The sequence below is a fragment of the Anabaena sp. UHCC 0451 genome (assembly GCF_034931405.1).
Lineage (GTDB): Bacteria > Cyanobacteriota > Cyanobacteriia > Cyanobacteriales > Nostocaceae > RDYJ01.
This window is the reverse complement of the sequence record NZ_JAYGHA010000009.1, coordinates 104028-116772: the sequence shown is the minus strand read 5'-3', so window position 1 is coordinate 116772 and position 12745 is coordinate 104028. Positions and strand designations below refer to the sequence as shown.

Here is a 12745-nt window from a genome sequence, read left to right as displayed (position 1 = left end):
GATTTTTTCAAAATTCAAATATGAGTCCTATATCTGAAGGGAGAAGCATTAAACTACATTTTTACCCCGTTGGTAAATTTCTTTTGCATAATCGGTCCAAGCACCTTGTCCCCAATATCTAAAACAACTGGTTTGCAGCAACAAGTTATGTAATAATACCTGACGATAGTGGCTTTCTTTAGTGATAGATTTATCTGGATTATCGGTTAAAAAATCATCGAATTTTTGATGAAAGGAATTACTCAATTCATACATGGGAGATAAAACATTTTCGTATCCTTCTACCCAACTAATATGATTAGTCCATGATGCCCCATCAATATGAAAATTGGGGTTATTTTTTTTGATTTCTAGAATAGCATTTTCTACAGCATCTGGTTGTGAGTTGTTTGGTTGTATCTGCTGCCAAATTTGATGTTGTCCTAATGGCTGACATTGAGGAAAATCTTCAGGTTGACAACCAGCATCTGCTAGTAATTCCAAATATTCTGTACCACAGACACCGACAACTCCAGTTTTACCGCCACCATGTTGCAGCATATCGCCCCAAGCTTGTTTAAAACCGCTGGGAAATTCATTCATCATCACACCACCATTTTCACCATCACCTATTTGGCTGACGATTGGTGGTACTAAAACTTTCCCTAATTGTTGCTTACTTAAAGTTTTTGCTTCATAATATGGTTGCATTTGAGCAACTAATTTAGTATCTGAACCTTGGGTTTTAATCAGTGCTGTAATACTAATTGTTTCGCCTTGGGAATTGCGAGCAATTAAACGATGTGGTAAATGTTTTTGGGTAATGGATTCACCGCTAATTGTTTCTATAGTATGTTCTTGCACTAATAGCCAAAGATAACCACATTCTTTCAGGGCTTTGATAAATGCAAATAGGATATCTGGATGATTTGGGAGGTGCATTTCTGGGGGTGAAAATCCTTTGACTCGCGCTAGTGCTTCCCAGCCAAAAATTGCTGCAAAATGATGTTGCCAAGCGATAATGTGTAGTTTAAAATCGGCTATGGGTGTGGAAGGAATGACTGCATGACTCCACATTGTTCCCAACCATTCTACATAAGGCTGATAGGTAGAATCGCAAGTGATACGTTGCAGATTTTCCAAGATATCACTTCTTCCCATTTGCCTAAGTCCCCATAAAAGATTACCAGAATAATCCAACATCACACGGGGATTACAACCTTGATTGACTAATTCTGGAATGAAGTCACCTATGCGGCTGTAACAATAAGCAAATGGTCCAGCGTTGTGGTTGTCTCCTTCGTGCTGGTGTTCAAACATATATTGCAGATTGCTGATCAGTGAACCGTTCTGTCCAGCTGGTATAGTAGGCTGGTGCATATGGAGTGCGATCGCAAATACTGCATTGACATCTGCTAATTTAATATTAGTTGTTGGTAAAAAAACAGGTGTATCATGGTTAACTACAGAAAGAACTTCTCTTTCCCAACCAGATATATTTGGTAAATCATCGATGATTTCGGGCAAATTGGGCAGATGATCAGGTAATTTAAACATTTTTGGTTGCTCCGAAAAAACGATGTAATCTTTTCAACATCAGCCTAGTACAGAACGGCGTAAATAAACCAACGATTCCAAATCTCTGAAAAACTTACGCTGTATTCGTTTTGACTTTTGACTTTTGACTTTTGACTTCCGCCCTGCGGTACTAGCGTTGCTGGGGTAATCGCCGCAAGAAAGCTTCCCAAGTAGCTCCACCAACTACGCCATCTGGTTGTAAGCCATAACGAACTTGAGCGGCTTTGACTGCTGCTTCAGTGCTAACACCAAAGTCACCATCTATAGCACCTTTCAAAAAACCCAGATTTTGAAGTAGTTTTTGTAACTTAATTACTTCTGCACCACGGTTGCCTAAACGCAAAATTGGCCATCCGGCTGGAGTGTATTGAATGTTAGGATTTCGTTGATTAATGGGAGTCGGCTGAAAGCTTGTATTGGGTTTATTTTGGGGAATTGTTGTTGGTTTTGGTATAGTTGTTTTTGGCACAACTGTATTATTTAATCTAGTATTTCTACTGGGTTGAGTAGGAACTGTTAAACTATTACTGGTAGTGGGTTGCACGCCAGATGTAGTGTTATTAGTGACAACGGTTGAAATATTAGGAAAAAGTTTTTCCCAAGTGATGGCATCTACCACACCATTTGGATTTAAGCCAGCTGCTTGTTTAAACTGGGAAACAGCCCTGGCTGTACCTTCTTGATAAATGCCGTCAACTACACCTGTGTAAAAGCCTAAAAGTTGGAGTGCTGCTTGCAGTTCCGAAACTCGTTCACCTTGGCTACCAATTTGCAAGGTGGGGCGGTTGATTTTACCGACGTTGTTGACTTGGGCAATCATGTTAATAGGTACTGCTATTGATGCCATCGTCGAGGATAAAATCAGTGTAGGTGTGGCGGATAATAAAAGTAACCAAGATAACAGATTTTTCGGGAAGTATTGACAAATAATGGCTTTTAGGTGACTTTTCATCTAATTTACCTGGGATATCTGGGATATTTTTCTGCTGATCTTACATTTAATGCGATTAATGCGATCGCTATATTAACCTTAATGTCGAGACGTTATGGACAATTTCTCTACATCACCTTACATTTTCATGATTATGTTTGATTTCACAGACAGAAGATAATAGTTAACAGTTAACTGATGTAATTGCTTGCTCTTGACCTACTAAAGACACATAAGGTTCCTGTAAATAACGATTAGCTGCTATCATTGCTAACTTTGGACTAACTTTGTAAATCAGTTCAGGAAAATCATGATCAAATTCAATTCCTAAGCCCAAAATTTCATACCAACCGTAGATTTGAGCAATTTGTCCGTTAGTTTGTTTACCCAAGGCATACTGTCCCAGGATTTTATTCTTCGCTGTTTGCAGTTCATCCGCAGATAGTTCCGTATTACAGAGTCGTTCTACTTCTTGGCGTAGTCCTTGCAGGGCGATACTGGTATTTTCCGGTGCAGTACCCATATAAACTATAAATGAGGACGGAAATAGCCTCGTAGAGTAAATAGCAGATACATCGTAAGCTAAACCCCGTTTTTCTCGTAATTCTACAAACAAGCGGCTAGAAAGCCCATTTCCCAGGTAGGTAGACAACAATTTGAGGGCGGCGTATCCGGGGGCGCTGACTGATGGACCCATATAACCCAACATCACAATTGATTGCTGTGTATTTAAGGGTTTGAGACAGGATTTTGGGGTGACAGAAATTGCTGGTAAATCTAGTATATGGCGTGGTTGGGCTGGTTGCAGCCAATCACCAAAAATTTCTGCTACTAGTTCTACTGCTGCATCAGCTGTGATGCGTCCAGCAATGCTAATGACTATGTTATCTGGACGAAAATGAGTTTGGTGAAATGCGGCTAAGTCTGCACGAGTGATGCTGCTAATGGTGGGTTCTGTACCTAAAACCGACATCGAGTATGGATGTGCTTGGTACATGGCTTGTCGCATTTGTTCAAAAGCCAGGTTAAAGGGTTGCTCTTTTTGGGAGCGAATATCTTGGAGTGCTAACCGTTTTTCTAGTTCTATTTGGTTTTCGGGAAATGTGGGCGATCGCAACAATAACCCCGACAATGTTAAAATTTCTGCAAAGTCAGCAGTTACTGTTTTCAAAGACAGTAAAAAATAATCAGTCCCCGCATCAACACTTAAACTTGCTCCCACAGACTCGACTTTTTCGGCAATTTCTAAGCTGGATAAACCATCACAACCTTTTGTCATTACTGCTGATAACAAATGTGCTAAACCAGCTTGTTCTCGGTTTTCATAACAACTACCAGCACGGATAAAAATTCGTCCAGCAATAATATCTGCTGCTGGATTTTCTGATACTAATAAAACAATGCCATTTGGTAAGACGGTGCGATAGATAGAAAACTTAGAATTATTTATATTTTGCATTCTTACTCAACAGGTTAATGATTAAAGGAGTTAGCTAGGTGACAGGTGACAGGTGACAGGGAACAGAAATCAGGAGTTTAGGAGTTATTTATTTTGGATTGTTTTTGTCAAATCTAAAATCTAAAATCTAAAATTTTCTTCCCCCAGACTCTATTACTTACTTACTGTCACCCGTCACCTGTCCCCTGTCACCTAATTAATAGGGTTTGAGAATAGTAACTGCGTAATTTTGCGGTGAGAGATAATCTTGTGCTAATTTTTGCAGTTCTTGAGCATCAAAGGACTGAATTTGCTGAGGATAAGCTACGGCTAATTCGGCCTGGGCAATGGTATTATAGTAACCATACAAAGATGTTAGCTGATTTGGTGTTTCTGTTGCAAAAGCATATTCATTACATAATGACCTACGGGTGCGATTAAGTTCTTGGTTGCTAATTCCTGTAGTTTGCAAGTTATGTAAATGCTCCCGAATTAAATCCTCTACTCGTTCCAGATATTCTGGTTCTAACCAAGCCGTTATTGTCAATAAACTGGATTCCCGTTGTAGGGAAAAATTACTGCAAATTGCCTGAACCAGTTGTTTATCTTCCCGTAAATCATGCACTAAACGGGAAGTTCTTCCTTGTCCTAATAACACCGTGAGAAAATCTAAACCATGCGCGTCTCTGAGTTTTTCTACTCCTGGTGCTGTCCACGCCATGATTAACCGTGCTTGCTCCAGCCGGGGTAAAATTAATTCTTGTCTATTAATACCTGTGATGACTGGTGCTGCTATTTTCTCAGATGGGGGACAATCAGAGCGATCGCTAAAATCTGTAAATGTCCTATTCACAAGTTCCCAAGCTGTTTCCTGTTCTACTCCCCCGACAACTACCACGGTCATATTTTCTGGTTGGTAGTGAGAATGATAAAAACGTCGCATCGCTTCTGGGGAATGCTGCATTAATTCTGGCTCTGTACCTAATACAGAACGTCCATAAGGGTGGTTTTGATAGACGTTTTTCAGCAGTGATTCAAAACCTATTGCATCGGGATCATCAGCACCAGAGCGAATTTCCTCTAATACGACATCTCTTTCTCGAATAAATTCATCTTCGGGAATTGCCGCATTTAGCAAAAGTTCGCCTAAATGGGGTAAAGTATCTGTTAAGTAAGGAGTAGCTGTGATCAGGGAATAATGAGCGTAGTCATGGCTTGTGGCAGCATTACTCACACCACCCATTTTTTCAATGTTATAATCAAACTCCCCCGGAGCTAATTTGGCTGTCCCTTTAAAAATCATGTGTTCTAAAAAGTGTGCCATTCCAAACCAAGGTTCTGGCTCTAAGGTCGCTCCAGCGCGAACCCAAACATCTGCCACTACTACAGGGGTAGCGGTTATCTCCTGATGAATAAATGTCAAACCATTATCTAGATGAAAAACCGAGGCTGGAAACACTGTTTTAGGTAGGTATTTTGTCAATTTTTTGTAGCTTCCATCAGAATTTGACCTTATTTTGTCATGTTAACTCTGAATTTTACTTGATTGATTTATAATCATCAAATTATACAGATTTTTGTCTTTAAACTGAAACACCAATCAAGGAAAAAAGATGGTTTGTTGCGAACTACCTGTAAACACTCTTTTTTCAGCTTTAATAATCTTGAATATTTGATTTGCGTTTTTGCGCGAAGTAAAATCTTAATCTATGGCTTTAACAGTGCTAAAACCCGAAAATAACAATAGTATGAAAATAACTACAGGAAATCTTTCAGATTATACATATATAATACCAGAAAAATTTAGTCTGTCAATATCAATGGCTGAAAAAACCTAAATTCGTTAAATTATTGAGAATATTCTCAAGATTATTGAAAATAGGCTCTACTTATTGCGAAAATAGGACAGTTTACTTTTTTGTAAGAATGGGTTATTAAAAAAACTGAACAATCATATCTCCAAGATACTTGACTTTTGATATCAGTCGGTTATCTGAGCATATTATAGGACTTACGCAAGTGTCACACCAAAAATCTGTTGTAGGGTGCGTCAGACTGCATAAATCCTGCAAATAAACGGATTGTTGATATCTGACGCACCCTACCAATGTGACAGTTGCGTAAGTCCTGTATTAATTAAGATTGCGGTTTTTCATCCGTTCAGAACTACCTGTAGGAATAGCAGCAATTAATTTTTGAGTATATTCTTCTTTTGGTTGACGGTAAATACTTTCAGATGTACCTGATTCGACAATTTTACCTTGATTCATCACCAAAATGCGATCGCTCATAAATTTGACCACACTTAAATCATGGGAGATAAAAATATAAGTCAAGTTGAAATCTTGTTGCAACTCTTTTAACAAGTTCAAAACTTGCGCTTGTACCGAAACATCCAAAGCGGAAACCGACTCATCACAAATAATAAACTTAGGATTTAAAGCCAAAGAACGCGCAATACAAACCCGTTGACGTTGACCACCGGAAAATTGATGAGGATAGCGTTTCATATCATCAGCAGTTAATCCCACTCGTTCTAAAAGTTCTACTGCTCTTTCTCTACGTTGTTGTGTTGTTTTCCCCACAGAATGAATTAACAAGGGTTCCATGACTGCATCACCAATTTTCATTCTTGGGTCAAGAGAACTAAAGGGATTTTGAAAAACTATTTGCATTTCTCGCCGTATTTTTTGTAGCGGTTTTCCCTTGAGAGTCGTGATATTTTGCCCATCGAAAATAATTTTACCTGCCATTGGTTGAATTAATCTGAGCAAAGTTCTACCTAAAGTAGTTTTACCACAACCAGATTCACCGACTAATCCTAATGTTTCCCCTGGAAAAACATCAAAAGAAACCCCATTTACTGCTATATGATAACGTTTTGTACCACCAAAAACTCCCCGAATAGGAAACCCAACTTTGAGATTATTAATTTGTAGAAGTGGTGCTTTTTGAGTTAAGTTTTCCAGTCTTGTGTTAATTTCTTCTGTAGTCACTTCCGTCGGTGCTGCTGGTTCTTGGGCTTGAATTACTACTTCTCCAAATTCATCTTCTGCTGCAATCATGTAATCAGAAACAGTCAGCAATTTTTGAGGACGACGGTTAAGACTAGGACGACAAGCTACCAAACCTTTAGCATAAGGATGTTGGGGATGAGTAAAAATTTGTGATGCTGTCCCATATTCAACTATTTTACCTTTATACATCACTGCAACTTGGTCAGCGATTTCGGAAATTAACCCCAAATCATGACTAATAAAAATCATACCCATGTCACGACTTTCTTGTAGTTCTCGCATCAATTCAATAATTGTTGCTTGTACCGTTACATCTAAAGCGGTGGTTGGTTCATCAGCAATTAATAGTGATGGATTACAGGAAATTGCCATTGCAATCATGACCCGTTGTAACTGACCTCCCGAAAGTTCGTGAGGGAAACGTTCTAGCATTGCGGTTTTTTGTTCTTTCACCAACTGCGCTAATTGAAAATCATTAGGTAGAGATATTTTAGGATCTGTTTGCTGCCAATTATCGAGATATTGCTGTTGAATTTTTTCATCGCTAGGTAAAAGTTTAACTTCTTGTAAACCTGCGATCGCAATTCTTTTAGCTTCAGTTATACTGACATTTTGATGACGCATAATTGCTTCTGTCATCTGAAAGCCAATGTTATAAACCGGGTTCAAAGAACTCATCGGTTCTTGAAAAACCATCGCAATATCTCCACCCCGGTAAAGCTGCATTTCTTGAGCCGGTAAAGCCAATAAATCAATAGGTTGAGCATTTTCATGGGGACGAAAGCAAATTTCTCCCCCACTCACTTTACCGGGATATTGCAACAAACCCATAATTGCCAGTGCTGTCACTGATTTACCACTTCCAGACTCTCCAACTATCCCTAGAGTCTCACCTCGACGTAAATTAAAGCTAATCCCATCCACAGCTTTAAGCTGACTGCCATCACCGAAAAATTCAACTTGTAGATTGCGAACCTCTAGGAATGTTTCTCTCATAGGTCTGGGGTAGTAATTCAACAGGTAACAGCTAACAGCTAACGGTGTACAGGGGTATAGAAGTTTCACCTTTTGATCACCCCCTGCGGTAATTTTAGCCAATAACTAACCGTAATTCATAATTCTTAATTACTACCCAATCCCCAATCCCCAATCCCCTATCACCTATAACTTAGGTAAAATTTCTGGAATTAAATGGCTAGGAACTTTAGATAAAGCCAGATTTTGTCCTTGGATACCTAATTCATTATGAAAAGTGCGAATTACCTTGATGATATGATTAAAAGTTGTGTGATAAGCTTCTGTATTTTTAACCACTCCATTTAATGCTTGCAGATGATTATCTAAAGATGCCTCTAAATGTTGAGAAAGAATTTTCTTGTCACCCTTAAAAGATGGATCTGTAACTAATTGATACTGAGCTAAAGCCAAATTATTCTGTGTTGCCAATAAATCAAAACTTAAACTATTTTGACTTAAAGAATCAGCAAGTTTAAGGGTTTCCTCATAAGTTTTGATACATAATTGGAGAAAATTTTGGCGAATTTCCTTTGTTACTTGTGGTAAATTTGCTATATGCCAATAAGCAGTTCCCAGATTATTGCGAGTAGCAGCGCAACCTGTGGGAATATTATTTGGTGTGCGATATTTGAGAGCTTCCCGATATAAATCAACTGCTAATTGTAAATTTTCCAATGGTTTTTCATATTGGGATAAATTCCAGTAAGCAGTACCAATATTATTTTGAATCATCCCATACTTGATCGGTTCATCCTTGGGTTTATAGTAGGCAAGTGCTAAATTATAAGCTGCGATCGCTTTTTGAAGATGTTCCACTGGTTGACTATATTGTCCTAAATGCCAGTAAGCAGTACCTAGATTATTTTGACAAGCAGCATATTTTAAGGGATCAATATCTTCTGTGCGGTAGCGCAGTGCTTCATTATAAGCTGTAACTGCTTCCTGCCAATTTTCCACAGGGTGAGAAAACCTGGCTAAATCGCCATAAGCCGTCGCTAAATTATTCTGTACACGAGCATAAATTTCTGGTTGGCTATCCGGTGAAATTAGTTTGATTGCTAACTGATAAAATTCTATGCCCTGTTGTATATAAGTTTGCCCCTCATCACTACTTCCAGGTGTGCGGTACAGCATCCAGTATAGTGTACCCAAGTCATTTAAAGTATCTGGTAGTTGTGGTGAAGTGTCATCATAGCTAACAGATTCCTGATAGGAAATAATGGCAACCATCAAGTTTTCTAAACTTGACTGTCCTTGTTCAATCCGGGAACGATATAAATTTCCTAAATTGTGATAAGCTGCTGCAACTTCTTCTCCAGAAACCTGTTGAATTTTTAATTGTTCAATTTCCCAAAGTAATTGCTTTATTTGCAAATTTCCATCTACATCTTCAGGAATATTGGGGTTGAGTGTTGCTTTGATTAACGAAACTAACTCATCACTAATATGCAAGAAAGATGAGAGTTTGGGGATAACATTGTTATTGGTAGATGTGACAGATGCTGGCTGGACGTTATCTTCGATATTTTCAGAAGTTTGTTCTAGAAAATCATCATCTTCAATAAACTTAAAGTCTTCGATAGCCTTGTCTATCAGTTCTGTAGAAGTGATTGATTCATCAAGAACTGATTTGTCAATTTTATCTAAATCTACACTTCGCAAACTAGATAAATGCTCTGGATAACCCCGATTATCTATCGTTGGTGTCGGTTCTCCCGCAAAGATAAATACACCAGTTCGACACTGCCAAAATTTGGGTGCTGATTGCTGGATAGCAGACAACCAAGGACGGGGAACCCAAAACAACAGGCTAGATTCGAGAAAAGGAGTAGTTTCTTGGGTAGAAAAATACTGCTCACTTAACCGCAGATAGTGCAGAAATAAACGTTGTACTGCTACGGATTGTTTGGTTAGCAGTTCCACACCCACAATCTGAAATGCTGGTATTGGTAAAGGACGACCAGGTGTGTCTTTTGATTCACCAACAACAGGTGGGGGATAATTAGCTAACCACTGATTAATCTGAGCGATGGGATTGGGATCATTTAAATTCAACCGCAATGTAACTAAACGGGGATAAGCTGGGGTGCTAATTCCTTCTGTCCCGGATGGTTGATATAACACTTGACTCACTGGATAAGCCAAGGTAGAATGCAACCGAGTAGCTACTTGATTCCTTAAGTGTAAGTCATCACATACAGCAAAAAATATCTGTCGCCGCAAACCGATACTCAGAGCAAATTTCAGGCGTTGATATACTTGCCGATTCAAAGTAAAAATATCTGTAGTTAGAGTTTCATTCACGCTCATCGTGGCTACAAAAGCCCAAATACAATATACATCCTGACTGAAAAATCTCCCTATTCTGAATTTTCAAGTAAATATATTTTGCTCAGGATGAATCGATTTTTCCAGGATTAACGAGGATAAAGTATTTAATTATACTTAAACCCTATCTCATTCTAACAAAAAATAAAAAAATCAGGCTCTTCCTAAGATGAGAACCTGAGATACTCAAAATATTAAATTTGATTAAAATACTTTGTTTTTAACTGGCATTAGACACAGCGAAGGCGACAAAAACCACACCACTGACTAAAATCGCAGCAGCAATTCCTAAAATAATATAAGTGCGCTTTTGCCCAGTTGTGGGAGGTTCAGCTTGATAAACCTTTGGTTCACGGGCGAAATTGTTGAGAAGACCACCTTCTTCGTTCGTATAGGGCATTATAGCTATTCCTTTTTATCTTCTTAATTATAGAATGTTACATTTATTAGAGTTTTGTTTTCATAAAAATATATAAATCTTTATATTTAATCAAAATACAAAATTATCTCCTTTGCGGACAGAAATAAAGGATCTGGAAAGGTAAAGGGTAAAAAAGATGACACTTTTTCCCCTTACCTTTTGCCCGACTTCTACAAGAAGTCTAGAGATTCCTTGATCTTTCTTCGGGAGTCTGTTGTGCTGAATCGAAAGAAGTATGAAGAATTCTGATATATAGTTCCGATACTGAAAACTGGCTGATTCCCTTAGCTTCAACTGGTGCTGAGTGAAAGTTGCGGAACTGGTGGTAGAGGTTCACACTGAAAAATAGAGGTGAGGAGGAGAACAATCAGCAAACCTCAAAATTGACTTTTCAGCATCCACAGCGATTCATAGTCATCAACTAACTAATGGTTGAATCATTATGGTGAGGTAGAGTACAGCAATTGACATCGTTTAAGCAGACTTTTCCCCACTGCAAAGCCCACCGAACCAACGCTACTCGGTTGTCAGTTTTGGTTTTGGTGAGAATATTGCTGATATGGTTATCAACTGTACGTTTGCTAATTTCCAGTTTTCCTGCAATTTCTTGGTTAGTTAAGCCAGCGGCCACTAAGTCGATAATTTGCAGTTCTCTGTCTGACAGACTAACAGGGGTCCCAGAGTCACTAGCAGCCATGACTTATTTATTCCTCCCTTGGTATATTTACTCAATCACTCTTTCTAATTCTAAAAGATTCTCAAGGGAGCTAGACATTGTAAATGTTCCTAGTAATACCAAAGTCAAAATTTTATTTGAATTTAATCTGAAGATTAATTTGCTTGCTCAAGATATTAGTAAGAAATATTACTAATTTATCAGAAAATTCTCTGAGTTAATGAAGTGAAAAATTTGGGAATTTAATAACATTATGTACCATATTTAGTCACAAAAACTGCTATTGTATTCTATGAATAACTGGAGACAAACGAATAAAGATTGTTGTAGATTTTATACAGAGTCCTAATTCCAAGTTGTAAATTGAAAATGAGATGAGTAATCCCCGTGTTTTGTGCCTTGGCGAAGTTTTGTTTGATTGTTTAGCTGATCAAATGGGGCTAAAGCTGTCAGAAGTCAAGTCTTGGACTCCCTACCCAGGGGGAGCGCCGGCAAATGTTGCTTGTGCTTTAGCCAAACTGGGAACGCCAGCAGGTTTTATTGGCGCAGTAGGAGCGGATGAACCCGGTAATACACTGGTGAAGTTATTACAAGATGTCGGTGTAGATATAAGGGGTGTGCAGTGTCATCCCACAGCACCAACGCGACAAGTTTATGTGGTCAGAGACTTGACAGGCGATCGCACTTTTGCTGGTTTTGGTAAATATGACACTAGCGAATTTGCTGATACCCGGTTACAAGCCAAACAAGTACCATCTGCGCTGTTTGATGAAGCAGACTTTCTGGTAGTAGGAACTTTAGAACTAGCCTATCCTGAAAGTGAGCAAGCTGTTTTGCGAGCCTTAGAGTTAGCAGAAAAATATGACCTGAAAATTATCTTAGATGTAAATTGGCGACCAGTATTTTGGCAAGATGAAAATACAGCCAAGTCCAAAATTCTGGCATTATTAAAGCGGTTCGATTTTCTCAAACTAACCAAAGAAGAAGCAGAATGGTTATTTGATACTAAAGACCCTGGAGCAATTACTTATCGACTTAATTCATTAGAAGGTGTTTTAGTCACAGATGGAGAAAATGGTTGTTCCTATTGTTTAGGTGAGAACGAAGGTAAATTACCAGCTTTTTCCATCCCTGTTGTTGATACCACTGGTGCGGGAGATAGCTTTTTGGCTGGGTTTATCCATCAGTTGAGTAAGTCGGGTATTCAGAGTTTACGGGATGGAGAAACTGCTAAACGAGTTGTTACTTATGCTAGTGCTGTAGGGGCGCTGACTACTATTAAACCCGGCGCGATCGCATCTCAACCCACAGCAGAAGAAGTTGATGCTTTTTTAGCTGAACATCAACTTTAAAAATCAAC

Annotated in this window: 9 protein-coding genes; 1 reads left to right on the top strand and 8 read right to left on the bottom strand. The window is 38.7% G+C overall.

Annotated features, from left to right (window positions below; genetic code table 11):
- Positions 1 to 48: 48 nt before the first annotated feature.
- The 8 genes from VB694_RS08475 to VB694_RS08440 all read right to left on the bottom strand — a co-directional run bounded on the left by VB694_RS08475 (position 49) and on the right by VB694_RS08440 (position 11406).
- Positions 49 to 1536: a glycosyl hydrolase family 57 gene (locus VB694_RS08475; protein WP_323359870.1), complete on the bottom strand. Its 1488-nt coding sequence runs from the start codon at positions 1534 to 1536 to the stop codon at positions 49 to 51.
- Between the two features lie 151 nt (positions 1537 to 1687).
- A complete protein-coding gene (locus tag VB694_RS08470) occupies positions 1688 to 2509 on the bottom strand; it encodes a peptidoglycan-binding domain-containing protein (protein WP_323359869.1) in 822 nt (273 codons plus the stop codon).
- A 163-nt stretch (positions 2510 to 2672) separates the two neighbouring features.
- The gene (locus VB694_RS08465) at positions 2673 to 3947 is read right to left on the bottom strand and encodes a pitrilysin family protein (RefSeq protein ID WP_323359868.1); all 1275 of its coding nucleotides are present in this window, start codon (positions 3945 to 3947) and stop codon (positions 2673 to 2675) included.
- 196 nt (positions 3948 to 4143) lie between these two features.
- Complete coding sequence (locus VB694_RS08460; RefSeq protein ID WP_323359909.1) at positions 4144 to 5385, bottom strand: pitrilysin family protein; 1242 nt, start codon at positions 5383 to 5385, stop codon at positions 4144 to 4146.
- A gap of 673 nt (positions 5386 to 6058) precedes the next feature.
- Positions 6059 to 7939, bottom strand: coding sequence for an ABC transporter ATP-binding protein (locus tag VB694_RS08455; protein WP_323359867.1), 1881 nt, complete (start codon positions 7937 to 7939; stop codon positions 6059 to 6061).
- Positions 7940 to 8104: 165 nt separating this feature from the next.
- The gene (locus VB694_RS08450; protein WP_323359866.1) at positions 8105 to 10270 is read right to left on the bottom strand and encodes a tetratricopeptide repeat protein; all 2166 of its coding nucleotides are present in this window, start codon (positions 10268 to 10270) and stop codon (positions 8105 to 8107) included.
- A gap of 238 nt (positions 10271 to 10508) precedes the next feature.
- Positions 10509 to 10688, bottom strand: coding sequence for a photosystem II assembly protein Psb34 (gene psb34, locus VB694_RS08445; RefSeq protein ID WP_323359865.1), 180 nt, complete (start codon positions 10686 to 10688; stop codon positions 10509 to 10511).
- Positions 10689 to 11130: 442 nt separating this feature from the next.
- Positions 11131 to 11406, bottom strand: coding sequence for a helix-turn-helix transcriptional regulator (locus VB694_RS08440; protein ID WP_323359864.1), 276 nt, complete (start codon positions 11404 to 11406; stop codon positions 11131 to 11133).
- A 353-nt stretch (positions 11407 to 11759) separates the two neighbouring features.
- Here VB694_RS08440 and VB694_RS08435 point away from each other — a divergent pair, with 353 nt between their 5' ends.
- Positions 11760 to 12737: a carbohydrate kinase gene (locus tag VB694_RS08435; protein WP_323359863.1), complete on the top strand. Its 978-nt coding sequence runs from the start codon at positions 11760 to 11762 to the stop codon at positions 12735 to 12737.
- Positions 12738 to 12745: the final 8 nt, after the last annotated feature.

What these genes read in the sequence shown, in the direction of transcription:
- VB694_RS08475 (WP_323359870.1), bottom strand. Translation starts at nt 1,536, where the DNA reads ATGTTTAAATTACCTGATCATCTGCCCAATTTGCCCGAAATCATCGAT.
- VB694_RS08470 (WP_323359869.1), bottom strand. Translation starts at nt 2,509, where the DNA reads ATGAAAAGTCACCTAAAAGCCATTATTTGTCAATACTTCCCGAAAAAT.
- VB694_RS08465 (WP_323359868.1), bottom strand. Translation starts at nt 3,947, where the DNA reads ATGCAAAATATAAATAATTCTAAGTTTTCTATCTATCGCACCGTCTTA.
- VB694_RS08455 (WP_323359867.1), bottom strand. Translation starts at nt 7,939, where the DNA reads ATGAGAGAAACATTCCTAGAGGTTCGCAATCTACAAGTTGAATTTTTC.
- VB694_RS08450 (WP_323359866.1), bottom strand. Translation starts at nt 10,270, where the DNA reads ATGAGCGTGAATGAAACTCTAACTACAGATATTTTTACTTTGAATCGG.
- psb34 (WP_323359865.1), bottom strand. Translation starts at nt 10,688, where the DNA reads ATGCCCTATACGAACGAAGAAGGTGGTCTTCTCAACAATTTCGCCCGT.
- VB694_RS08440 (WP_323359864.1), bottom strand. Translation starts at nt 11,406, where the DNA reads ATGGCTGCTAGTGACTCTGGGACCCCTGTTAGTCTGTCAGACAGAGAA.
- VB694_RS08435 (WP_323359863.1), top strand. Translation starts at nt 11,760, where the DNA reads ATGAGTAATCCCCGTGTTTTGTGCCTTGGCGAAGTTTTGTTTGATTGT.